A 24629-nucleotide genomic window follows, 5' to 3' on the forward strand; every position below is an offset into this window, starting at 1 on the left:
ACAGGGTTAGTTCTAATTATTTACACAATGTCTTAAAAAAACCTTGCATAAACTTAATTTCAAAAATCAAGCCAAATATCATGATTTTATCATTCCAATTTACGTTTTGATCTTATACTTTCAATAACTACTGTAGAAATAATTAGCGTACCTCCAATAAAAGTATTCCATGTAGGAATTTCATTTAGAAATAAAAATGCGATAATAATTCCAAAAACAGGTTGTGTACTTGCTATAATACCTGCAGTGCTTACTTTAAAATATTTAAGACTATTAACAAACATTGTATGACCAATTGCTGTAGTTACCAACGCTAAAATAATTATATACGGAAATTGAGTTGCAATCTCAGATGTACCCAGAGTTGGTAGTGCTGGCAAAAGCACGATTGTCAAAATTAAAACTTGATAAAACATAAGCATACTACCATTATATATCGAAACATGCTGTTTTAACATCAATATTCTAATAGCATAACAAACTGCTGAAAGCAATCCAAACAATAAACCTTTAACTTGGGTACTTTCAATATCAAAATCTGGAGCTAAAAAATAAATCCCTATTAATACTAAAACTCCAAGAAAGATGTGAACGGGATCAAATTTTATCTTAGAAAATAACGGTTCTAAAACAGCTGTGATTACTGGATATGTAAAAAGAGATAACATACCAATTGCCACATTAGATAACTTTAACGCATAGAAATAGCTAATCCAATGCGCTCCAAAAAAAAGTGCAGATAAAAAGAATGTAAATTTATCACGTCCTGTATCGATTTTCAATGATACTTTTTTAAACCTACAATATATAAATAGCAACACAGCAGCAAAGGCAGATCTCCACCAAATAATAACTGGAATTGGCATATCTATGTATTTACCTAAAGCTCCAGAAGTACTAATAAACAGTGTAGCTATTGTCAACCATAAAACATGCTTTAAATGCGCATCTTTCATATGTCTTCTAATTTACTCAATGCTTGTTTTACCGATTTGATTTGTTCAAAAGTTAATAGTAAACGTAATCCGTTTCTGGTTTGCTTCTCTTTCATTTTACATTCACGAGGATGTGTTTGCACATATTGGAGCACCTTTGTAAAATAAGCACTCTGATAAAATGCACTCTTTTGATCGTTTATAAAATAACCTACAAAACGACCTTTTTTCATAATGATTTTCTCTAGTCCTATTTTAGTTGCAATCCATTTTATACGTACACTATTCAATAAATCCACCACTTGAATTGGTAATTCGCCAAAGCGATCTATAATTTCAGATTCAAATTTTTGAAGTTCTTCTTCGTTTTTAAATGTGTTTAGTTTGGTGTATAAATTTAAACGTTCGGTAATATTATTAACATAATCATCTGGAAAGAGTAATTCAAAATCAGTATCAATCGTGATATCTTTAACGTATTCTTTTTCTTTTCCGTCGTCTGGATAAAGATCCTTAAACTCGTTGTCTTTGAGCTCTTCTATAGCTTCATTGAGAATTTTTTGATAGGTATCAAACCCAATATCATTTATAAATCCGCTTTGTTCACCACCTAATAAATCTCCAGCACCTCGAATTTCAAGATCTTTCATGGCAATATTAAAACCACTACCCAACTCAGTAAATTGCTCTAATGCTGTGATACGTTTTCTAGCATCATTGGTCATCGCAGAATACTCTGGCGTAATAAAATAACAGAATGCTTTTTTATTACTTCGACCTACTCTTCCTCGCATTTGATGTAAATCACTTAATCCAAAGTTATTGGCATTATTAATGAAAATTGTATTTGCATTTGGTACATCTAATCCACTTTCTACAATGGTTGTACTTACCAAAACATCAAACTCACCATTCATAAAAGCGAGCATTAGTGATTCTAATTTTTTACCATCTAATTGTCCGTGACCAATCCCAATTTTAGCATCAGGCACTAAACGCTGAATCATACCAGCAACTTCTTTGATATTCTCAATACGGTTATGGATAAAAAACACTTGTCCACCACGTTGAATCTCATAAGTCACCGCATCTCTAATAGTTTCTTCTCCAAAACGAATCACATGACTTTCAATAGGATAACGATTTGGAGGTGCTGTATTAATAACAGATAAATCTCGTGCTGCCATCAAGCTAAACTGCAAGGTTCTAGGAATTGGCGTAGCAGTCAAAGTCAATACATCTACATTATCTTTTAATGTTTTCAATTTCTCTTTTACCGCAACTCCAAATTTTTGTTCTTCATCAACAATGAGCAACCCAAGATCATTAAACTTTACATTTTTATTGACCAATTGATGCGTTCCAATAATAATATCAACGTGACCTTTCTCTAATTTTTCAAGAGTTTCTCGTTTTTCTTTTGCAGTTCTAAAACGGTTTAAATAATCAACGGTTACAGGGAAATCTTTAAGACGTTCAGTAAATGTTTTATGATGTTGATATGCTAAAATAGTGGTTGGCACTAAAATAGCAACCTGTTTCCCATTATCAACAGCTTTAAACGCAGCTCTAACCGCAACTTCTGTTTTACCAAAACCTACATCACCACAAACGAGACGATCCATTGGTCTTTCACTTTCCATATCTGCTTTGATATCTGCAGTAGAAGTGATTTGATCTGGAGTATCTTCATAAATAAAAGATGCTTCTAGCTCATGCTGTAGATAACTATCTGGCTTATACTGATAACCTTTTTCTAATTTACGTTTTGCATATACTTGTATCAAATTGAAAGCAATCTCCTTTACTCTCGATTTTGTTTTCTGTTTAAGGGTTTTCCAAGCTTTACTTCCTAATTTATATATTTTAGGAGGTTTCCCATCCTTACCATTAAATTTGGTGATTTTATGAAGTGAGTGAATACTTAAATACAGCACATCACGCTCTCCATAAACTAATTTTATAGCCTCTTGTTTTTTACCTTCTACATCAATTTTTTGGAGTCCGCCAAACTTTCCAATTCCATGATCTATATGTGTAACGTAATCACCTATATCAAGTTTTGTTAATTCCTTTAAAGTAATCGCTTGTTTTTTAGCATAGCCATTTTTAAGTTGGAATTTATGGTAACGTTCAAAAATTTGATGATCTGTATAACATGTTATTTTTTGATCGTGATCTACAAATCCTTGGTATAATGAGAGCACAATAGTTTTGTAATGCACATTTTGTTCTACATCATCAAAAATATCATGAAAACGTTTGGCTTGCTGCTCACTTACACAAGCAATATAATTGGTATATCCTCTATCGTGATGCAAGTTTAGGTCTTCAATTAATAAATTGAACTGTTTATTGAAAGACGGTTGAGGTGTCGTATTAAATTCTATTTTTTCTTCGGAAAATAGACTCATTGTACCAAACTCAACTAAACTAAACTCCAGTAATTGACGTTTCAATTCTTCAGAATTACAAAAGAGTTCTTCTGGTGAAGCGTGTTTAATTTCCGAAGACAGATTTTTAAATGCGTCTTCTGCTTTTCCGAAGAAATCATCAATTCTAGAAAATAGAAGATCAGTGTTTTTTGAAAAAACTACTGTCTTTTGGGCAATGTATTTTAGAAAACTCTGTCTGTTTTCATCTAAAAATTTATTGGCAACATTTGGAATGATGCCTATCTTTTTAATCTGTTCTGTTGAGAGTTGCGTTTCGACATCAAAAGTTCTAATACTATCTACATCATCACCAAAAAACTCGATACGATAAGGCTCGTCGTGTGAGAATGAAAACACATCTACGATTCCTCCACGAACCGAAAACTCTCCAGGTTCGGTCACAAAATCTACACGTTTAAATTTGTATTCAAACAAAACTTCGTTCACAAAATCTAAAGATAATTCATCTCCAACTGCAATCTTCAAGGTGTTCTTTTCCAACTCTCTACGCGTGACTACTTTTTCAAAAAGCGCATCTGGATAAGTAACAATTACCGCAGGTTTTTTGCGTGAATTGATTCGGTTTAAAACCTCAGCTCTTAGGAGTACATTTGCATTATCGGTTTGTTCAATTTGATAAGGTCTACGATAACTTCCTGGATAAAAAAGCACATCTTTATCACTAAGTAATGCTTCTAAATCATTGAGGTAAAAAGCTGCTTCTTCTTTATCATTAAAAATGAGTAGAAATGGAAGCTCTGCAGATTTAAAACATTCACTTAAAACAAGCGATAATGATGACCCAACAAGACCTTTAAGGTGTACTTTATTTTGAGAATTGGCAATGGCAGTGCGCAGATTTTGCATTTGCAAAGACTGTGCATACGTTAGCGAGAGAGTGGATTTACTCAAGACATTTTATTTTACACAAAGATAAATTTTTTGTTTTAGTTACTATTGTTAAAATGTATTAATAAAACTATCTTTGTGCCACTTTAAAAAAAAATATATGTCATTTTCAGATTTATTTGATAGCGGATTTAAAAAAAGAAATGAAGACCACTTTGCAGCAATTGTTAGAGTTGCTATGGATGATGGTATCATTACAGAAGAAGAAAAAGCGTTTTTAGACCGTTTGGCTAGACGTTTAGATATAGGTGAAAATGATTATACTACTATTTTAAAAGATTACAAATCACACCCTATCAATCCACCAACATCTTATGATAACCGTTTGGAGCGTTTGTATGATTTATCACGTATGGTTTATGTAGATCATATTAAAGGAGATCATGAAGAGATCGTATTGCGTAAAATCGCTGTAGGTTTAGGGTTTTCTTCAGAAAACGTAAAATACGTTGTTGATAAAGCCTTAACTTTGGTAAGTAATGGTGTGGATTTAGACACATTTACTGAAGAGATTAAAACGATGAATAGGTAATAATTCATTTTACATTCTGAAAGTTTTCAGAATAAGAACATAATAAAAAAGCCACTTTTGAAGTGGCTTTTTTTTATGAAATGAATTTTAATTTTATGTTTTAAGCATTACGCATAAACTCCTCAGCTTTTTCTACCATATTTTTACTTCCGCAGATAAAAGGAACACGTTGATGAAGTTCAGTTGGTTTGATATCCATAATTCTTGTAAAACCATCACTTGCCTTACCATGAGCTTGCTCTGCTATAAATGCCATTGGATTACATTCGTAAAGGAGACGTAATTTTCCGTTAGAATTCGTAGAACTTTTTGGATATAAATAAATACCTCCTTTAATCATGTTTCTATGAACATCTGAAACTAAAGACCCAATATAACGACTCGTGTATGGACGATCACCTTCTTCTTGCTGGCAATATTTGATATAGTTTTTTATCCCTTGCGGAAAGTGGATATAATTACCTTCATTGACTGAATAGATCTTACCGTCTTCAGGAAAACGCATATCTGGATGTGATAAATAAAAGGTTCCAATTGCTGGATTTAAGGTAAAACCATTGACACCATCTCCTGTAGTGTAAACAATCATAGTTGATGTACCATAAACGACATAACCTGCTGCAACTTGCTGATTTCCTTTTTGAAGAAAATCATCAATAGTTACAGGAGTACCTACTGGAGTAACGCGTCTGTAAATAGAAAAAATGGTCCCAACAGAAACATTCACATCAATATTTGACGAACCATCTAAAGGATCAATCAACACCACATATTTATTTTGATTATTCTCATCTTGGCTATTAATAGCAATAAAGTCATCTTCTTCTTCACTCGCAATTCCGCAGACAATATTACGCTTGGTCATCGTTTGGATAAACTTATCGTTAGCGTAAACATCTAGTTTTTGCTGATCTTCACCTTGAATATTTGTATCACCTGCAGCACCAATAATATCAACAAGACCTGCTTTATTGACTTCATGATTAACTACTTTTGCAGCCAAACGAATTGAATTTATAAGTCGGGATAATTCTCCAGAAGTATATTTAAAAGACGATTGATTTTCAATTATAAATTCTCCTAATGTTTGATTTTTTCGAGACATGTAGTGTTGTTGTTTTTGCAAATATCTTATTTTTTTGTTCAACTACAACGTTTTCGAGTGATTATTGTATCATTAAATAACTTAGTTTAAACTATATTTGGCTAAAGAAAAATTATGAATTTCACCATTCGTGAAGCCACAAAAAATGATATGCCTAGAGTACTAGAACTCATCATTGAATTGGCTGTTTTTGAGAAAGAACCTAATGCTGTTGAAGTAACGGTAGAAGATTTGCAAAAAGGTGCTTTTGAAAATCCAAAACAATTTACTTGTTTTGTAGCTGAACTCGAAGGCGTCGTAGAAGGTATCGCTTTAGTTTACAATCGTTTCTCAACATGGAAAGGTTCTATTTTACATCTAGAAGATTTGATTGTAAGTCAAAACAAAAGAGGAACAGGTTTAGGCACAGCACTTTTAGATGAGGTTGTAAAATATGGTCATAGTTTAGGTGTTAAACGCATAAGCTGGGAAGTTATTGATTGGAATGAACCTGCTATTAATTTTTACGAAAAGAAAGGTGCAGATGTTAAACGCGACTGGGATGTTGTGCATCTCAATGAAGATGCTATAAAAAATTATATATCAAATATTTAAAATGCAAGTATTTAAATTTGGAGGAGCTTCAGTAAAAAATGCCGAAGGTGTAAAAAATCTCGCTCGAGTACTACAAGAAGTAGGTTATGAAAACACATTAGTTATTGTATCTGCAATGGGCAAAATGACTAATGCTATGGAGTTAGTGATTAAAAACTATTTTGAGAATAAAGAGGAGCTTCAGAGTTCTATTCAAGAAGTTAAAATGTTCCATAATGAGATTCTACTAGACCTTTTTGAAAACACACAACACCCAGTATTTAAAAAAGTCTCTTCAATTTTTCAAGATTTAGAAGGTTTTTTTCTTCGGAATAAATCACCAGACTATAATTTTGTTTACGATCAAGTGATTGGTTTTGGAGAACTAACTTCTACCACAATTATAAGTGCTTACCTTAATGAGATTGGATTAAAAAATAATTGGTTAGATGTACGTGAATTTATTAAAACAGATGATTTTTATCGTAGATCTAATGTAGATTGGGAACAAACCCAAACCAATATAAAAACCAACTTTGATACTACTATTCTTAATGTTACTCAAGGTTTTTTAGGTAGTAATGCCAATAATTTCACAACAACCTTAGGACGTGAAGGAAGTGATTATACAGCAGCAATTTTTGCATACTGTTTAAATGCTGAAAGCGTTACCATTTGGAAAGATGTACCAGGTGTTTTAAATGCAGATCCTCGTTATTTTGAAAATGCTCAATTACTAAATAATATTTCATATAGAGAAGCTATAGAATTAGCTTTTTATGGTGCTTCTGTAATTCACCCAAAAACGCTACAACCATTACAACAAAAGGAAATCCCTTTGTTTGTAAAATCATTTTTAAACCCGAAGAATGCAGGAACACGCGTTGGAAAAGGTGTTGGAATAGAACCAAACGTACCTTGTTATATCGTAAAAAAGAATCAAGTGTTGATCTCTTTATCATCATTAGATTTTAGTTATATCGTTGAAGAAAATATTAGTGAAATCTTCAAATTATTTCATCTATATAAAATGAAGGTTGATGTGATTCAAAATTCTGCAATTAGTTTTTCGGTATGTTTTGAGAATACATATGATAATTTAGAACGCTTACTTCAGCATCTAAAAGCAAAATTTAAAGTAACAATAAACGATAATGTCAGTCTATATACTGTGAGACATTATAATGAGCAGGCGATTGCTTCCGTAGAAAAAGACAAACAACTACTACTAAAACAGTTAACTCATGAAACAATTCAAATAGTAACTCAATAAAGAATTTACTATTTTTACCATTACTACCAATCATATATGACAAAAAAACAAGATACAGGATTAGTTACCCCAAAAGAGGTTGCAAAAGCTATAAATGCTGATAAGTATGGCTTTGTAGGCACGTTCGCTGGGTGGTTACTAATGAAGGTCTTAAAAATATCTACAATCAATAGGTTTTATAAACGTAATAAGCATTTGAGAGATGGTGAATTTTTGGATGCAATTTTGGAAGATTTTCAAATAAAATTCGAAATTCCTGAAGAAGATTTAAAACGTCTCCCAAAAGATGGTGCTTATATTACGGTTTCTAATCATCCGCTTGGTGGGATTGACGGAATTCTACTACTCAAATTAATGATTGAGCAACGGAAAGATTTTAAGATTATAGCCAACTTTTTATTACATAGAATTGAGCCTTTAAAACCTTATATCATGCCTGTTAATCCATTTGAAGACAGGAAAGATGTAAAATCAAGTATTGCTGGTTTTAAAAATGCGATTTTACACTTAAGAGATGGTCATCCATTAGGTGTATTTCCTGCTGGAGAAGTGTCTACTTATAAAGATGGAAAACTCGTGGTTGATAAACCATGGGAAGAAGCTGCCATGAAATTAATACAAAAGGCAGAAGTTCCTGTTGTACCTATTTATTTTCATGCTAAAAACAGTAAGTTATTTTATAAACTGTCTAAAATTAGTGATACGTTTAGAACTGCAAAGTTACCTTCGGAAGTGCTTACTCAAAAAAACAGAGTTATTAAGGTTAGGATTGGTCGTGCTATTTCTGTCAATGATCAAAAGGAACATAAGACTTTATCAGATTTTTCAGATTTCATAAGACGTAAAACCTATATATTATCTAATTCATTTGAAGATAAACCTAAAATTTTAGACAATTTATCTAACACATTAAAGCCACCTGCTAAACCGCCAAAACGTATTGTTGGATCTGTAAGTACAGAAAAAATGGCAGCCGAAGTAGAAGCTTTAAAAGAAGGAAACTTTAGACTGCTTGAAAGTAAAAATTACGAGGTCTATTTAACCGAAGCTAAACTCATCCCAAACATACTACATGAAATTGGTCGTTTGCGAGAAATTACGTTTAGAGAAATTGGTGAAGGTACAAACGAAGCTATTGATTTAGATAGTTTTGACACCTACTATCATCACATGTTTTTATGGGATACAGAAACTAAAAAAATTGCTGGAGCCTATAGAATGGGCTTAGGTTCTAAAATTTTTGAACGTTATGGTATTGATGGTTTTTACCTACAAGATCTATTTAGATTTGAACCAGAGCTGTATAAAATGATGAGCGAATCTATAGAAATGGGTCGTGCATTTATAATTAAAGAATATCAACAAAAACCAATGCCTTTATTTTTACTTTGGAAAGGTATTGTACACACCACATTACGTCATCCAGAACATAAATATTTAATTGGAGGTGTAAGTATTAGTGATCAGTTTTCAAATTTCTCAAAATCATTGATGATTGAGTTTATGAAATCTCATTATTACGATCCTTATGTCGCTCAATATGTTCACCCTAAAAAAGAATTTAAGGTTAAACTTAAAGATGCTGATAAAGATTTCGTTTTTGATGAAACTGAAGCCGATTTAAACAAGTTTGACAAAATTATTGACGAGATAGAACCAGGAGCATTGCGCTTGCCAGTACTTCTAAAGAAATACATCAAACAAAACGCAAGACTTGTTGCTTTTAACGTGGATCCTTTGTTCAATAACTCTGTAGATGGATTGATGTATATCAAAATTGCAGACTTGCCAGAAAGCACTGTAAAACCTGTAATGGAGGAGTTTCAAGCTGAGTTGGAGCGTAAATTCTCGAATAATAATGATGAATAGATTACTATCATTTATTCTTTTTTTATTTATTTCAATTTCACATTCTCAAACATTTACTGGAACTGTTTTAGATTTAGTTACAAATGAACCTTTAGAATCTGTTAGTGTATACTTTGATAATACGACTATAGGGACCTCAACAAATAACAAAGGGGAATTTTCTATTGATTACACAGAGGCTATACAATCTAATTTGGTTATCTCATTTTTGGGTTATGAAAAAGTTTTCATTGTTGACTATCGTAGCCAAAATGACGTTAAAATTTTATTGAAAGAATCTGTAAACGAATTAGATGTCATTGTTATTGATGCAGATGATGGCATGACAAGAGCGTTAAAGATGAAGAAATTTAAACAAGAATTTCTAGGCAAATCTGAAAACGGGAAATCCTGTAAAATTCTTAATGAAAAAGATATAAAATTACGTTATAATAAGCGTGATAAAACAATAACTGCTTGGTCCAATACACCTATTTTAGTCAAAAATAAAAATCTACAATACGAGATTAGTTTTGAAATTATTGATTTTGAAATGACATTAGGAAATTGGGGAGTTTCATCTGTTGTTTATTCTGGAACTTCATTTTTTAAAGATTTAGATAAAAAGCAAAAAAAGCGGATTACCAAAAACAGACTAAATACTTATAAAGGCTCTGTTCAACATTTTATTAGAGCTTTATATAATCAACAATTAAAAGAAGAAGGTTATATTTTTGGTGTTAAAGGATTTGTCGTCAATCCTTATAACTATTTTAGTCTTTCTACAGTAGATGACTACGGTTGCAAAACAATCACACTAAAAGAGAAACTTGATATTTTTTACAAAGGCACTATTGAATCTATTATTCAAACATCAATTAGCGAATTCAAAATAGATCAATACGGAAATTATGCTCCAATAGAAAATGTCCTTTTTGGTGGCAACATGGGAAGCCAACGTGTTGGTGATTCTTTGCCATTAGATTATGGATTAGATAATATTGATTAAAAAAAGCCAGAACAAATAAATGTTCTAGCTTTTTTTTTTAAATCTATCAACCTCTTTCAGGAAGATTTAATTATATCCCTTTAAACCATTCTTGAAACTGTTTTCCTAAAAGAAATGAAGGTTCCATTTTTCCTCCTAGTGCATTTACTAAACTCATAATCCAAGCCACCAATAGTCCAAGTGCAACTATGAAACCTACAAAAGGAATAAAGCAAAGGAAACTTAGTAACATAAATCCTAAATATTGTCGAATATAAAATGAACCGAATTCTGTTTTATTGCTACTATTCATAACAAGCGCTATAATCCACCCTATTAATGTGAAATGAGCAATGATGGCAACATTTTTCCCATCACTAAATACTTCTTTGGCATCATCAGCAAATTCTTTTGCAGAAGCTTTAGCATCATCTGCAAATTCAGATGCTTTCTCTTTTGCATCATGGGCAAACTCTTTTGCATCTTCTGAAAACTCCTTAGCAGAACTACTTATTTTCTCTCCTGTTCTTTTTGCTCCGTCTTTAGCGTCACCTATCATATCGTCAAGGTCGTCGCTCAAATTTTTATTATCGTCTGACATTTTATTTGTTTTTAAATGGTTAGGGTATAAATTTAATGAAATTGCACCAATAGTGCGCTTTTATTTATAAGTAGTTAAATTTAACAAATTGTTACACAACTATTTAAAAGCCTGATCTATTGGCTCCCAAAGTTCAATCTTATTGCCTTCATTATCTAGTATCCAACCAAACTTTCCGTAGTCATACTCCTGCATATCTCCAACTATTGTGACACCTTCTTCTTTTAAGGTTTCTAATAATTCTTTTAGATTTTCAACGCGATAGTTAAACATAAAGTCCTTTTTTGAAGGCTCAAAGTATTTGGTGTCGTCTTTAAATGGACTCCATTGTGTAGAACACTCTTTACCTTCTTTATCCTTCCACCAAAAGGTGCTACCATAATCATCTGTATTAAAACCTAAATGTTTATTGTACCAATCTTTTGATGCTTTTGGATCTTTAGTTTTAAAGAATAATCCACCTATTCCTGTGACTCTTTTTTTCATTTATCCTGAATTTTTATTAATTATTTTCTTCGGAAATATATCTAACCCTAAACCTTTAATGTTCAAAGCAATTTCTTTCTTTATGTGATACCTACAAGGTTTTAAAAACCTTGTAGGATAATGTTACTTCTTCAATGCTGCTTCATAAATATCAATCCATTCTTCTACAGACATTTTTCCTAAAAGTTGTTCAATCAAATCATAAGGAATATCATCCATCTTTTTAAAACGTATACAACTTTTTCCCATATCGAGTTTGTATTTACAATGCTTAGGGTATTCTGCTACAAACCAATCATACAATTCCTTTTTTGCATACATACCAGAATGATACAATGCGATAAAATTCTTTTGTGAAGCCAAATTTATAAATGGCAATGGCGGAAATGGTTTACAATGATACCCATTTGGATAGATTGTTTTTGGAACATAGTATGCCAACATCCCATATTCCATTCCAGCTTCTAAGCCTTTAGGCATGTGTTTCTTAATGAGGTTATTTAGTTTTATAATTGGTGCTTTACGCTCTTCTGGTAATTGATTGATGTAGCCTTCTGGTGTTATTGCTTTAGATTGCATAATGTCTATTTTTATTTACGATGAAGTATTAATCCAGAAATTAAAGATATGATAAATCCAATAATAGTAACTAGTACAAGCATAAATAACGCAGCTGTTGCACTAGTCATTTTTATGATTTCGTCTGCTTTTCCTTGCTCAATAAGTTGTTGTTCATAATTACTAAAGAAGGAAGGATCTATAAATTTGGTATACATGAAATCTGCAATAGCTATTCCTAATGCTACAAGGAGCGAAATAAGAACTCCAATAGCAATAGCTTTACCTAAAGAAATAACTCCATTATTAACATGATCTCGATAGTGCTTAATACCGAAAAAGATAAAAGAGAGTGAAATGAAAATTGAAATATAACCAAGTATTTCATTAGTTGAATATTCTAAATTCTTAATACCTAAAACCAAGTGTAGAGTAAAAATAGTAAAGCCTGTTAGGAGTCCGTAAAGTCCAAATCTAATAACTGTAGTCTTCATAATGTGTTGTATTTATAAATTAATAGCCCAAAAGTAGAATAACAACAAAGAATCAGACTCATACTTTAGTACCAAAACAGTCATACTTTGGTGCTAAACGTACTGTTTTTATATAATTTCTAGGTCTTTGGCTATTTGTAATGCTTGTGTACGACGTTTGGCATTTAATTTTGAAAGCAGATTAGACACATGTGTTTTTATAGTGCTTTCTGAAACAAAAAGTTTAGTTCCAATTTCTTTATTTGATAATCCTTCGGAAATTCCTAAAAGCACTTCATACTCGCGTTTACTAATTTCTAAGTCTTCTATTTTTTTGTGATTTATTTCACCCAAAATAGTGGTCTTTTTTTGAAGACTTTTCTTATTGAGATAGACACCTATAAAAAAGAAAACTATAGCAATTAGTGCAATGGCAATTTCAGAATTTAAATCTCCAGATATGACAGCGTATTTGCTAAACTGAAAAAGCAAAAGTAATGCTAGAATGAGTAATCCAAAAACAATAATGGTTTTTTTCATGTTTTAAATTTAAGAAAAAAAGTGTCATTCAGAAGGAAGAATGACTGAAGATTCTTGTAGCTTATAACTATGAGATTCTTCGCTTTGCTCTGAATGACATTGTTAATTTTATATAAAATGAGTCTTTATCTTATCTACTATAGTTTGCGCTAGTTTTTCTTTGCTCTCAATGGTCCAACCAGCAACATGAGGTGTTAAAATCACATTTTCTGCGGAAATGAGATACTTGAAAGCTTCTGGAATTTCTGAAGTAAATAGGTTTTCAAACGATGATTTTTCATATTCTAAAACATCTAATCCAGCTCCTAGTATTTTACCAGATTCTAAAGCTGAAACTAAATCTTTGGTCACGACACTTTTTCCACGAGCTGTATTAATGAGCCAAAACGGTTTTTTAAAACCATTGATAAACTCTGAATCTATCATGTTTATCGTTAATGGAGTTTCTGGTGTATGCAAACTCAATACATCTACTTTTTCTTGAAGTTCTTGCAAGGATACTTGCTTTGCATTCTCATCACCTACATTGTCTTTTAGATCATAACAAAGCACATCAACATCAAAACCTCTTAGTTTTTTAGCGAACGCTTTTCCCATATTACCATAACCAATAAGACCAACAGTTTTCCCGTCGAGTTCTAGTCCGCGATTTTCTTCACGCTGCCATTTACCTTGACGCACTTCTTGATCTGCCTTATTTAGTTTATTAAACAATGAAAGTAACATTGCTAAACTATGTTCACCAACCGCATTTCGGTTCCCTTCTGGTGCTGCAATTAATTTTATGCCTTTGCTTTCAGCATACTCACAATCTATGTTTTCTAATCCTGCGCCAACGCGACCAATAAATTTTAGATTTTCTGCGGAATCCAGGAACTGCTTGTTTATTTTAAATCGGCTTCTTATGATGAATCCGTCGTATTGATGAATTATTTTTTCGATAGCTTCTTTTGACGATGTATAGTCTTCGTCATTGGTATATCCCAAAGCATTGAGTTGCTTTATGAGTAAAGGATGGTTTGCGTCTAGGTGAAGGATTTTCATATTAATTTACTGCGAAGGCAGGAATCTCTTTTTATGTTAAATATTAATAATGAGATGCTGAAACGAGTTCAGCATGACGTTGATTATAAAATTTTATATTTCTGGATATACGGTTTGTGTCATCTCGTCTTGAACTTTTCCTGTATGTGCTGTATCTAGTTTTTCAAACAAGAGTAAATGAACTTCTTCTCCGTTTTTAGTGGATGGATTATGTTCTACACCTTTTGGCACGACGATGATTTCTCCTTCTTTAACAACTTCTGTTCTATCTCTAAACTGCATGTATAACGTTCCTTTTACAACTTGAAATAACTCATCTTCATTGTCATGGCTATGCCATACAAATTCGCCTTTTATTTTGGCGAGAATGACTTGCATATTATCTACAGTAGCAATACGATGTGGATGCCATTGTTTTGAGAACAGTTGGTGTTTGTCTTTAATATTGATAGGTTTCATTGCTAAATGACTTTAGTTTGTATAAAGTTACAAACTTCTGCGCTAACGATTGTAGTGAAAATCCTTTTGCTTTTTTGCAAAAGATTGAAACGAAAAGCGTGACGAACTTTCGCTTTTTAGCGAAGGTTGGTAGCGCCCAAAACATATTAAAACCCAATAATCAATCCAGAAAGCACAAAAAACAAGTAAATCCCAAGAATGTCATTACTGGTTGTAATAAATGGTCCTGTTGCAATTGCAGGATCAATTCCACGTTTGTCTAAAATTATAGGAACAAATGTCCCAACAAGTGCTGCTACTACGATGACAGACATCATAGATACTGCTATTGCTAAACTTTCGGTTGGGTCTTGACCTATAATTAAACCAAAAAGAATCACGAGTAGAGCTAATACAAACCCGTTAATGAGACTGAGTCCAACTTCTTTTAATAATCGACTAACAATACTACCTTTTACATTATCATTGGCAATACCTTGCACAATAATTGCACTAGATTGTACACCCACATTTCCTGCCATTGCAGCGATTAATGGTGTGTAGAAAAATAGTGATGGTACGGTTTCCATGACATTTTCAAATCCTTTCATGATAAACACACTCCCAAGACCTCCAAAAAGTCCTAAAACGAGCCAAGGTAATCGTGCTTTGGTCAATTCTAAAATACTATCATCTGCCTCGACATCACCAGTAATACCAGCTGCCATTTGATAATCTTTTTCAGCTTCTTCCTTTAATACATCTACTATATCATCAATGGTAATTCTACCTAAAAGGGTTTGGTTATCATCAACCACAGGAATGGCTTCTAAATCATATTTAGACATCACTTTAGCAACATCTTCTACATCATCATGCACATTAACAGAATCAACGGTATCTTTAGAAATGTCTGAAATTTTTTGATCACTTTTAGCGACAATTAAATCTTTAAGTGATAAGCGACCTATGAGTTTTTCTTCTTTATTTACAACATAGATGGAGTGTACTCTTGTAACTTCTGTTGCCTGACCTCTAATGCGACGTAAGCATCCAGCAACTGTCCAGGTTTCATAAACCTTCACAAGCTCTTTAGCCATCAAACTACCTGCTGTATCTTCGTCATATGCTAGTAACTCTGTAATTTCATCACGATGTTCTTCGTCTTCAATTTTAGAGATTACTTCGGCTTGCCTGTTTTCAGGAAGCTCTGCAATCATATCTGCAGCATCATCTGTATCAAGTTCCTCTACCTCTTCGGCAATTTCTTTTGCAGAAAGATTTTTAAGTACTTTTTCTCTGATGTCCTCATCCAATTCCATGAGGATTTCTGAAGTGGTTTCAGAATCGAGTAATTTTATAACGTAAACAGAGTCTTCGAGATCTAATTCATCAAGAATCTCTGCAACATCTGCGAAATGAAATTCATTAAGTACACGTTTTAGCTCTTTGTCATCTTTAGTTTCGATGCAAAGTTCAACCTGCTCAATGAGCTCATCTGTTAGTTCAAACTGACTATTTTCTCTTTCTTCAATCATGAGGTTGTTGACGTTTCTCTCTGCGGAAATAAAAAATTCTTAATCTTGATTCTCGTCGTTTTCAATGAGTTGCGTTAGTTCTAAAAAAGATTGAACGCTTAGTTGCTCCGGACGTTTGTCAAATATAACATTTGCTTTTAAATTATCTGAAAGATTGAAACTTTTTAAGCTGTTACGCAACGTTTTTCTACGTTGTTGAAATGCGGTTTTTACTACTCTAAAAAATACTTTCTCATCAACTGGTAATGTGAAATTTTCTTTTCTTCTCAATCTTAATACTCCAGAATCTACTCTTGGTGGTGGAATAAAAACCGTTGGTGGTACTGTGAATAAATATTCTGCTTCATAAAAAGCTTGAACTAAGACAGACATAATCCCATATACTTTTGAACCTTCTTTTGAGCAAATACGTGCTGCAACTTCTTTTTGAAACATACCTGCAAACTCAGGGATTTGCTCACGCATTTCTAAAGTTTTAAATACGATTTGAGTTGAAATATTATAAGGAAAGTTACCAATGATAGCGAAAGGTTCATCACCAAAAATCTGAGTTATATCATACTTTAAAAAATCTTCTTCATGAACACGATCTGCCAAATTAAGATAGTTGGCTTTGAGGTATTCTACAGATTCTCTATCGATTTCAATCACATGCGTTTTGACATCTTTTTTAAGCAAGTATTTTGTTAAAACACCTGTTCCTGGACCAATTTCTAAAACATGCTTGTAGCCTTCTAATGTTAAAGAATCTGCAATATCTTCAGCAATATTCTCATCATTTAAGAAATGTTGTCCTAAATGTTTTTTTGCTCTTACTTGATGGTTATTTGACACGTTGTTTAAATTTTATTTCTCTGGCAAAGGCGCAAAGCTCTTATTAACTTAATGTTATTTCTTCAATTTTAATCGATTGTTACTTGAATTTCACATTATACTCATCGACAATTTGAAGTTCTGTTTTAAATGTTAACATTTTATCTGCAAATTTCTTTAATCCCTCTTGACTAAACCTATCTGCATCTTCTTTATAGTAGGCATCTAATGCTTCTCTTGAATAGGAACGAAATTGAATTGAGTAGGTTTTTCCTCCCATGTCTTCTTCTACTAATACTTGAGAAAAGGTCGCTTTTTCAAATTTCCCTGTTCCTAATACCTGCGGAATATGTTCGGTCTTTATCCATTCTAACCATTCGTCATGTACCGAATCGTCTATGTTTACTGTGATGTTATAAATAATCATTGTATTGTTTTTGTGAATTCCTCATCACACTTCGACTACGCTCAGTGGGACAATATGGAATGACAGCTTCTTATAAATCTTTTGCAAATAACAGAAGTTCTTTGTCGTCATCAAAGGGTTTTACTGTTTTTTGGTAAGATAAGCCTAATTTTTCCAAAAGATAGATGGATGGTTTGTTTATTGGAAGCGTAATAGCACAGATGGTTTTTATTCCAAATTCGCTTTTAGCAAGCTTCATTATTTCGCTAGCAGCTTCGTATCCATAGCCTTTTCCATGATATTCTGGCAGCATTGAAAACTCAATATCGATATGCTCTAGATTGTCTCGTTTTAGTAATCCGCAGGTTCCAATAGTTTTTAGATTTTCTGCTTTGACTTGCATTTTGTAGTATCCATAACCGTTCTGCTCATAACATTTGAGTTGTTTACTTTTTATAGATTCTGCAGCAGCTTCTACATTTTTAATATTGCGATCACCTATGTATTTGAGTCAACCTGTTGAATTCATTAATTCTAGAATGAATGGTGCGTCGTCTACTGTTATTTTGGAGAGGATGAGGCGAGTAGTTTGTGATATTTGCATTGGTGTGGAGGTGTGGCAAAAAATATTAAATACACTATACGAAGTTAATTGTTGTACTTAGCTATTTTTCTTTCTAATTTCACAATAACGCCCGAAAATCATACCGCAAACAAAAGCAATTCCACTTTCAAGTCTGTGTTGTTCTGATAATTTTTCATTGTTAAAATTACCTCTCGATGGACTTATTTTTCTGAGCATTGCTAAAAATTCTTTTATCAAATGATGATTTATTGTTAATGAATGTGCAATTGTATTTCTCAGCTTATTCAATATTTCAAGAGATTTAATAACATATTCTCCACCTGGTCCACTATAATTTCCGAAATGGAGAAGAAGTTTTACTTTTGAACTATAAGTGAAATTCTCTTTGAAAAAATCTGAGTTTTTATTTTCGGAAATGCTTTCTAAATAACAGTTTATAGCAAATTCTGTTAAAATGTGTCCTTTTAGAATTGTAAGCTCTATATCTTTTAATTCAGTTAGTTCTGAGATTATAAATATTCCAAACTCATCTTCACTATAGTTTCTAGTATTTTCCATTAAGAGTAAATTAATATTGAGTACAACTAGTTTATAGCATCACCACGCAACATCCTAAAACGCTTTCTAGCTTCAATGAAGTAAATACTGTCTTCGTGATTAAAGATAATGTTCTCGTAAAGTGCTTTAGCTTTTTCAGGTTGTGCTAATTGATTTTGGTAGAGTTCTGCTAGATAAAAATGTGCATCATCTGCTAGAATCTCGTCTCTGTAATTAGCGATGATATATTCGTAATTAGCAACTGCTTTATCTATTTGTTTCGTTTTTTCATAGAGTTTGGCTTGCATATATAAAGCTTGATCTTCTATAGATTCGCCTTTATGTTCGGTTACAATTTTATCTAAAAGCGCAATCGCTTCATCGTTTTTATTCTGAAAAGACATCAAGTCTGCTTTTGAATATAATTTCAAAGCGACTTGTAATGAGTCTTCATCTTTATTATCTGAGATAAGCAGTTTCAACTCTAAAGCGTCATTGGCAATTAACTGCGATGTTGAAGCCTTTAATATTTTTAATTGTGATTCTGCCCACTCAAAATCGCCTTTATAATAACTGGTTTTGGCTACTTTAAATCGTGCTTCTTGTGAAATGGTACTGTTTTTTAAATTGGCTTGAATTTGTGTGTAATAAATTAACGCTTCATTAAATCGTTCTTGAAACACGAGAATATCTCCTAATTTCAATTTTACGGTTGCTTCCTGGAAGTTTGATAGATTTAATTTTAGACTCTCTTTTAAGAAATCACTCGCTACTTTTGGTTGATGTTTATTGAAGGCTATAAAATTTCCGTAGGCAATTTGAAGCGCTATAGTTTGTTCGTATTTTCCGTATTCAAAAAATAATGCATTGAACTTTTTGTCAATGTCTTTAAGTTTCTTTTCATCTACTCCTGCATTTTCAATCTCAATTTCAAGCATGTATTGATGTGCTGTCAATACGGTATTGATGTCCTGAGAGTTTTCTAAAACGAACTCAAAAATGGAGTTTGCTGTTTTATAATCTTTCTGCTTTACGGTTGTTAATGCTAAATCTAAAATACGACTTAAACTCTCTTGAGATCTACGATACAATGCTTTTTCCTGGATGAATGCTTTGTTGTATTCTTTTTGCTGAATGTATAACCAACTCAACATATCATTCCAATGTGGTTGCGGATTGGATTGCGATTTCTTAAGAAGTAACGTTCTTAACGTCAAGTTGTTTTCGTTCTCTTTATTCTCTGACACAAAATCACTAAACGCTCGTTTTGCAGTATTGAGGAACTCTGGTTTGGATTCTATATAATCTAAATAATTTGAAAATAGTAATTCTATATTGCCTTGCTCTCCATAAATACGAGCCATTTGCATATTAAAATTGAGGTCTGGATTGAGTTCCATTCCTTTTTTATAGACTTCGAGAGCTTCTTCTAATAAGGAATGATCTTCAAATTTTCTTGCAATTCCATAGGTATAACTTGGTTTCTCTTCAACCTTTGCAATGGCTTCTTTGTAGTATTTATTCGCTAAATCTGTACTATCCATAAGTTGATAGTTATAACCTAGTTCAACTAATAAAGGCGGATAGTTAATCTCCTTCATGCGCTGTGCAATCTGCACTTGAGCTTCATCATATCGCTCCAATTGCTGCAATGTTTCTATAATTTTATATATGTATTTTGAGCTTTTTTTATTTTCGTTTAGTTTTTGGTACGAGATCAATGCTTTGTCAAATTCACCACGTTTAAAATAATCATCTGCCAATTGTTCGTTTTGTGAGAACAAAAGACTACAGGATAATAATGTTAGACTGATAATTATTTGGCGCATTTTCATTTTAATTTATGTAAATATAACAAATGTAATATCTAGATATTGTGAATGTTTTTATAATTAATTTGGTAGACATCTCTTAATGTATGCTGTATGGTTTATTTTAATTCGATAAAGCAAAAAAATGCCTAAACGTTAGTTTAGGCATTACCGACAAAATAAATGTGCTATTAATCTATTTTTATAAAATGATTCAGTTATTCTGCTTGGCTCTTTTTAATGTTGTTAGAGAAAAATAAAGGTCTTATAAAAAGACTTTCCCTGCCAATACCACGAGTACGACTAAAAGTACTATTCGTTTTATGTTTTTCATAATTAAGTAGGTTAATTATTATTTGGATTACTAACTTCTTAATTAATATCTAAAAAACAAAGAAAAATGTTAAAAATTCGTTGAACAACGTTAATTTTTAGCATTTCAACGAAATATTAATATAATTTTCTTACATAAACACAGAATTTCGGCTTTAATGTTCAAAACCAAAATTCTGTATTTTAGATTAATTTTTGTAAAGGAATGACGATTTCAAATGAAATCCAGTAGTAATACCTAAAGGAATTATTTTCGATTAAATTTTATCAAATCCTGTGTAAGGGATTAATGCTTCTGGAATATTGATGCCATCTTCAGTTTGATAGTTCTCTAAAATACCTGCTAAAACTCGAGGTAATGCTAATGAACTTCCGTTTAAAGTATGTGCTAGTTCGTTTTTACCATTACTATTTTTAAAACGCAAACGTAAACGATTAGCTTGATAAGATTCAAAATTAGACACACTAGAAATTTCTAACCAACGATCTTGAGCAGTAGAAAACAATTCAAAATCATAAGTCATTGCAGAAGGAAAACCTGTATCTCCTCCGCACAAACGCAAAATTCTATAAGGTAATTTTAACTCACGTAAAATTCCTTTGACATGATCAATCATACCTTCAAACGCTTTGTAAGAATTATCAGGATGTTCCACACGAATAATTTCAACTTTATCAAATTGGTGCAATCTATTTAACCCACGCACATGAGCACCATAACTTCCTGCTTCACGTCTAAAACATGGTGTGTAACCTGTAATACCTATTGGCAAATCGCTTTCTGCTAATAACACATCTCTAAATACATTAGTTCCTGGGACTTCTGCAGTAGGAATTAAATATAAATCATCTCGAGAATCATGATACATTTGTCCTTCTTTATCTGGTAACTGACCAGTACCATAACAAGACGCTTCATTTACTAAAAGCGGAAGTTGATACTCAGTATAACCAGCAGCAGTATTTTTATCTAAAAAATAAGCGATCAAAGCGCGTTGCAGTCTAGCACCTTTTCCTTTATAAACAGGAAAACCAGCTCCAGCAATTTTATTACCTAATTCAAAATCTATGATGTCATACTTCTTCGCTAATTCCCAATGAGGCATCGCACCTTCATGAAGTTTTGGAATATCACCTTCACTAAATATTTCTTCGTTATCTTCTTCACTGTTTCCTTTAGGCACACTCTCATGAGGTACGTTTGGAATTTTATATAGCAATTGAGTAAGCTCCTCAGACTTCTCATTTAGTTGATCGCCTAAGGTTTTAGAATCCTCTTTAAGTTTAGCTGTTTTTTCTTTTAGAACATTAGCATCTGCTGCTTTTCCCGATTTATAGAGATCACCTATTTCTTTTGAAATGGTATTAGATTCTGCAAGTGTATTATCTAATTGTGTTTGCAATTGTCTTCGCTCTTCATCCAATGAAATAGCGTCATCAATTAATTGTGTGGCATCCAAATTTCTTTTAGCCAAACGCTTAATAACATCTTCTCTGTGTTCTCTAATAAAAGCAACTTGTAACATGGTAGAATTCTATATTAAATTCACCTCACCATCATGATAAGGTGTGTATTTTGAAACGCCAAATTTAATGAATTGTGAGTTATTCTAGTCTAGATTTGAAGGTAAAATCCAATCATGGTGTTTAAAAGGACTCCATTTCTCATTGGCTAGATCAACTTTAGAGTCAATAAACGGTTTGCTTGGTCTACCATTAACATTTACATAGGCTTTAACATATACTTCTATATCCATACCTTTTTCAGCATAAACAGACTTTAAACGTTGCGCAAATTGCCACATCACATCTGGTTTACTACTCACAGATCTTATTTGCTTTTTAGTTAAGTAGTCTTCTAATTTAACTTGCGTTTTTACTTGTGTGGCTTTATCAACAATACTGAAACTGGTATTAGCACTTTTAGATCGCAGCATCATTCTCCATGATAATCTATGACCTTCTTCTGTCCATAAGACATTGTCTTGAATAAAATGTTGTCGCAACGGAAGAGCTATTTGTATAGCAAAATATAACACAAACAAACTTTTAAAAATAGTTGCGTGCGATGGTATTTCTATTTTTTCTTCGGAATATAATGGCTTTCGTTTTAAAAATAGCTTTTGTATAACCTTTGGTTCAAAAAAGAACACTGCAAAAGCTAATGACAAATACGGAAAGATCCCAACCTGGAAAATAAATGAGTTAAACAGGTGAAAAAAGATAGAAGCAAAGAATGCTACTTTCCGGGTTCGCTTCCATAGTAATAAAGGTATTATGAGTCCGTCAAATAAAATTCCACCATAGGCTACCAAATAATGGACGAATTTTTGTTGCAGCACATTTCCGACGAGAAAATAATGTTTTTTACTTTTCATCAACAGTTCTGGAACTGTCAAATCTAGCCAATCTGGATACATTTTTGCGATTGACGCATATGAGTATAAAATGAATAATTGTAATATAAAAACCAACCTACACCAATTTGGCATTGAGATGCTTTTAATACTCGGGTTTTGTTTAACATCAATTGAGGCATAAGTATTAGCTGGTAAAAATACCATGATAGCGCTCAAAATCATTAAAAAGTAGTAGTGATTATTATATGATGATTTTTGCATAAAATAGGTTGTAGCCCACAGTAATGTAAAAGTTAGCATACTAATTCTGTACTTGTAACCTACCATGACAAACAAACCACAAATACCCATTATTACATAATGAATGTACATCCATTCTCCTTGGATGGTTTGTAGAAAATCAAAACCTATAAAATTAAATGTGAATTCTGGTTCAACGAGTGTTCTTCTAATCCAACCTGTAAAAATTGCACCAATACTTTCTAAAAAAATTAAAGCGCCAAATATGATTCTAAATACGATGAGTGCACTGTTATCTATATGTTTAAACAGCAGTTTATTCATTATAATTAGATATACGTTTTAAAGCATTCAATTTATCGTTTTGGAGTTGTTCTTTTAATAAATCTACAGATTCAAATTTATGCTCACCTCTCAAGCGATATAAGATTTCTATTTTAAGCGTTTTATCATAGAGGTTTTGATCTAAGTCAAAAAAGTGCACTTCAATAGATTGCTTATCGCCTTTGAAAGTTGGGTTTTTACCTATGTTCATCATACCAAAAACATATTTATTATCAATAGATGATTTTACAACATAAACACCATCTTTAGGGATTAATTTATACGTTTCTTTGACATCAATATTTGCTGTTGGGAAGTTTAATGTTTTCCCTATCCCTTTTCCTTTTATGACTTTACCAGATATAAAATAAGGATAGCCTAGAAAAGAATTAGCGGTTTCTACATCTCCATCTAAAAGTGATTGTCTAATTTTAGTTGAGCTTACTGCGACATCTTCTATATCTTGAGCAGAAATTTCTTCTACTGTAAAACCGTATTGTTTTCCAAAAATTTTAAGATCATCGATATTTGCTGTTCTATTTTTTCCGAAGTGATGATCATAACCAATAATAATATGTTTGGCATTAAGCTCATCCACAAGAATATTTTTTACATAATCCTGAGCAGACAAATTAGCAAAGTCTTTTGTGAATTTTTTAATCACTAATTCATCTAAACCAAATTGAGATAATACCTCTTGACGTTCATCAATAGAATGCAATAATTTAATATCAAAATCTGGTTGTAATACCATTCTTGGATGTGGAAAAAAAGTAAGTACAATAGATTTTAAATCTTTATTCCTTCCTGTTTCTACGAGTCTTTTTATAATTTTTTGATGACCAATATGCACACCATCAAAGGTTCCTATAGTAATTATGGAAGGTGATTTTTGTTTTGTATTTATGGTATTTGTTTTCAGTACCTTTTTTTTTGGTAAAAG

General features: G+C 32.2%; 24 protein-coding genes. 5 read left to right on the plus strand and 19 right to left on the minus strand.

The features are described 5' to 3' along the window. Window positions 1-89: 89 nt before the first annotated feature. Window positions 90-956 (minus strand): DMT family transporter, encoded by an 867-nt coding sequence (locus IM744_RS12820; protein ID WP_194508547.1) that lies wholly within the window; start codon window positions 954-956, stop codon window positions 90-92. Continuing rightward, complete coding sequence (gene mfd, locus IM744_RS12825) at window positions 953-4282, minus strand: transcription-repair coupling factor (protein WP_194508548.1); 3330 nt, start codon at window positions 4280-4282, stop codon at window positions 953-955. Before mfd ends, IM744_RS12820 begins: the two co-directional genes overlap by 4 nt. 97 nt (window positions 4283-4379) lie before the next feature. Between mfd and IM744_RS12830 the strand changes: the two genes are divergently transcribed. Further along, complete coding sequence (locus IM744_RS12830; RefSeq protein ID WP_194508549.1) at window positions 4380-4811, plus strand: TerB family tellurite resistance protein; 432 nt, start codon at window positions 4380-4382, stop codon at window positions 4809-4811. Window positions 4812-4911: 100 nt separating this feature from the next. On the opposite strand, the gene fbp is transcribed toward IM744_RS12830, so the two are convergent. Then, window positions 4912-5916 carry a class 1 fructose-bisphosphatase gene (gene fbp, locus IM744_RS12835; RefSeq protein WP_194508550.1) on the minus strand — a complete coding sequence of 335 codons (1005 nt, stop codon included), beginning with the start codon at window positions 5914-5916 and terminating at the stop codon, window positions 4912-4914. A 114-nt stretch (window positions 5917-6030) separates the two neighbouring features. Between fbp and IM744_RS12840 the strand changes: the two genes are divergently transcribed. Genes IM744_RS12840 through IM744_RS12855 form a run of 4 tightly spaced genes read left to right on the plus strand, consistent with a single transcriptional unit; the run spans window position 6031 to window position 10619 of the window. Further along, on the plus strand, window positions 6031-6510 hold the full coding sequence (locus IM744_RS12840; protein ID WP_194508551.1) for a GNAT family N-acetyltransferase: 480 nt from the start codon (window positions 6031-6033) through the stop codon (window positions 6508-6510). A gap of 1 nt (window position 6511) precedes the next feature. After that, window positions 6512-7762: an aspartate kinase gene (locus tag IM744_RS12845; RefSeq protein WP_194508552.1), complete on the plus strand. Its 1251-nt coding sequence runs from the start codon at window positions 6512-6514 to the stop codon at window positions 7760-7762. A 36-nt stretch (window positions 7763-7798) separates the two neighbouring features. Beyond that, on the plus strand, window positions 7799-9631 hold the full coding sequence (locus tag IM744_RS12850) for a GNAT family N-acyltransferase (protein ID WP_194508553.1): 1833 nt from the start codon (window positions 7799-7801) through the stop codon (window positions 9629-9631). Continuing rightward, complete coding sequence (locus tag IM744_RS12855; protein WP_194508554.1) at window positions 9624-10619, plus strand: carboxypeptidase-like regulatory domain-containing protein; 996 nt, start codon at window positions 9624-9626, stop codon at window positions 10617-10619. The genes IM744_RS12850 and IM744_RS12855 overlap by 8 nt, the downstream gene beginning before the upstream one ends. 70 nt (window positions 10620-10689) lie before the next feature. On the opposite strand, the gene IM744_RS12860 is transcribed toward IM744_RS12855, so the two are convergent. From IM744_RS12860 to IM744_RS12935, 16 genes are all read right to left on the minus strand, one after another. Then, entirely contained in the window at window positions 10690-11199 is a 510-nt protein-coding gene (locus tag IM744_RS12860; RefSeq protein WP_194508555.1) for a YtxH domain-containing protein, read from the minus strand. 99 nt (window positions 11200-11298) lie between these two features. After that, a complete protein-coding gene (locus IM744_RS12865; RefSeq protein WP_194508556.1) occupies window positions 11299-11685 on the minus strand; it encodes a VOC family protein in 387 nt (128 codons plus the stop codon). Window positions 11686-11808: 123 nt separating this feature from the next. Beyond that, window positions 11809-12264 (minus strand): DUF1801 domain-containing protein, encoded by a 456-nt coding sequence (locus IM744_RS12870; protein ID WP_194508557.1) that lies wholly within the window; start codon window positions 12262-12264, stop codon window positions 11809-11811. Window positions 12265-12275: 11 nt separating this feature from the next. Next, window positions 12276-12737: a DUF4199 domain-containing protein gene (locus IM744_RS12875; protein ID WP_194508558.1), complete on the minus strand. Its 462-nt coding sequence runs from the start codon at window positions 12735-12737 to the stop codon at window positions 12276-12278. Window positions 12738-12845: 108 nt separating this feature from the next. Continuing rightward, window positions 12846-13256, minus strand: a complete 411-nt coding sequence (locus IM744_RS12880) for a response regulator transcription factor (RefSeq protein WP_194508559.1) — start codon at window positions 13254-13256, stop codon at window positions 12846-12848. A 108-nt stretch (window positions 13257-13364) separates the two neighbouring features. Then, window positions 13365-14300 carry a 2-hydroxyacid dehydrogenase gene (locus IM744_RS12885; protein ID WP_194508560.1) on the minus strand — a complete coding sequence of 312 codons (936 nt, stop codon included), beginning with the start codon at window positions 14298-14300 and terminating at the stop codon, window positions 13365-13367. Window positions 14301-14393: 93 nt separating this feature from the next. Next, the gene (locus tag IM744_RS12890) at window positions 14394-14759 is read right to left on the minus strand and encodes a cupin domain-containing protein (RefSeq protein ID WP_194508561.1); all 366 of its coding nucleotides are present in this window, start codon (window positions 14757-14759) and stop codon (window positions 14394-14396) included. Between the two features lie 146 nt (window positions 14760-14905). Next, complete coding sequence (mgtE, locus tag IM744_RS12895) at window positions 14906-16276, minus strand: magnesium transporter (RefSeq protein WP_194508562.1); 1371 nt, start codon at window positions 16274-16276, stop codon at window positions 14906-14908. Window positions 16277-16315: 39 nt separating this feature from the next. Beyond that, window positions 16316-17110, minus strand: a complete 795-nt coding sequence (gene rsmA / locus IM744_RS12900; protein WP_194508563.1) for a 16S rRNA (adenine(1518)-N(6)/adenine(1519)-N(6))-dimethyltransferase RsmA — start codon at window positions 17108-17110, stop codon at window positions 16316-16318. 79 nt (window positions 17111-17189) lie between these two features. Further along, window positions 17190-17516, minus strand: a complete 327-nt coding sequence (locus IM744_RS12905; RefSeq protein ID WP_194508564.1) for a DUF4286 family protein — start codon at window positions 17514-17516, stop codon at window positions 17190-17192. Between the two features lie 70 nt (window positions 17517-17586). Continuing rightward, window positions 17587-17997 (minus strand): GNAT family N-acetyltransferase, encoded by a 411-nt coding sequence (locus IM744_RS20685; protein ID WP_317175397.1) that lies wholly within the window; start codon window positions 17995-17997, stop codon window positions 17587-17589. Between the two features lie 159 nt (window positions 17998-18156). Next, on the minus strand, window positions 18157-18639 hold the full coding sequence (locus IM744_RS12915; RefSeq protein ID WP_194508565.1) for a hypothetical protein: 483 nt from the start codon (window positions 18637-18639) through the stop codon (window positions 18157-18159). Window positions 18640-18665: 26 nt separating this feature from the next. Continuing rightward, a complete protein-coding gene (locus IM744_RS12920; protein ID WP_317175393.1) occupies window positions 18666-20453 on the minus strand; it encodes a tetratricopeptide repeat protein in 1788 nt (595 codons plus the stop codon). A gap of 566 nt (window positions 20454-21019) precedes the next feature. Next, window positions 21020-22288, minus strand: coding sequence for a serine--tRNA ligase (gene serS / locus IM744_RS12925; RefSeq protein WP_194508566.1), 1269 nt, complete (start codon window positions 22286-22288; stop codon window positions 21020-21022). 84 nt (window positions 22289-22372) lie between these two features. Then, window positions 22373-23689 carry an HTTM domain-containing protein gene (locus tag IM744_RS12930; protein ID WP_194508791.1) on the minus strand — a complete coding sequence of 439 codons (1317 nt, stop codon included), beginning with the start codon at window positions 23687-23689 and terminating at the stop codon, window positions 22373-22375. Beyond that, the gene (locus IM744_RS12935; RefSeq protein WP_194508790.1) at window positions 23679-24608 is read right to left on the minus strand and encodes a bifunctional riboflavin kinase/FAD synthetase; all 930 of its coding nucleotides are present in this window, start codon (window positions 24606-24608) and stop codon (window positions 23679-23681) included. Before IM744_RS12935 ends, IM744_RS12930 begins: the two co-directional genes overlap by 11 nt. Between the last annotated feature and the right edge of the window lie 21 nt (window positions 24609-24629).

Source organism: Psychroserpens luteus (assembly GCF_015319355.1).
In the GTDB taxonomy this organism is placed as follows: domain Bacteria; phylum Bacteroidota; class Bacteroidia; order Flavobacteriales; family Flavobacteriaceae; genus Psychroserpens; species Psychroserpens luteus.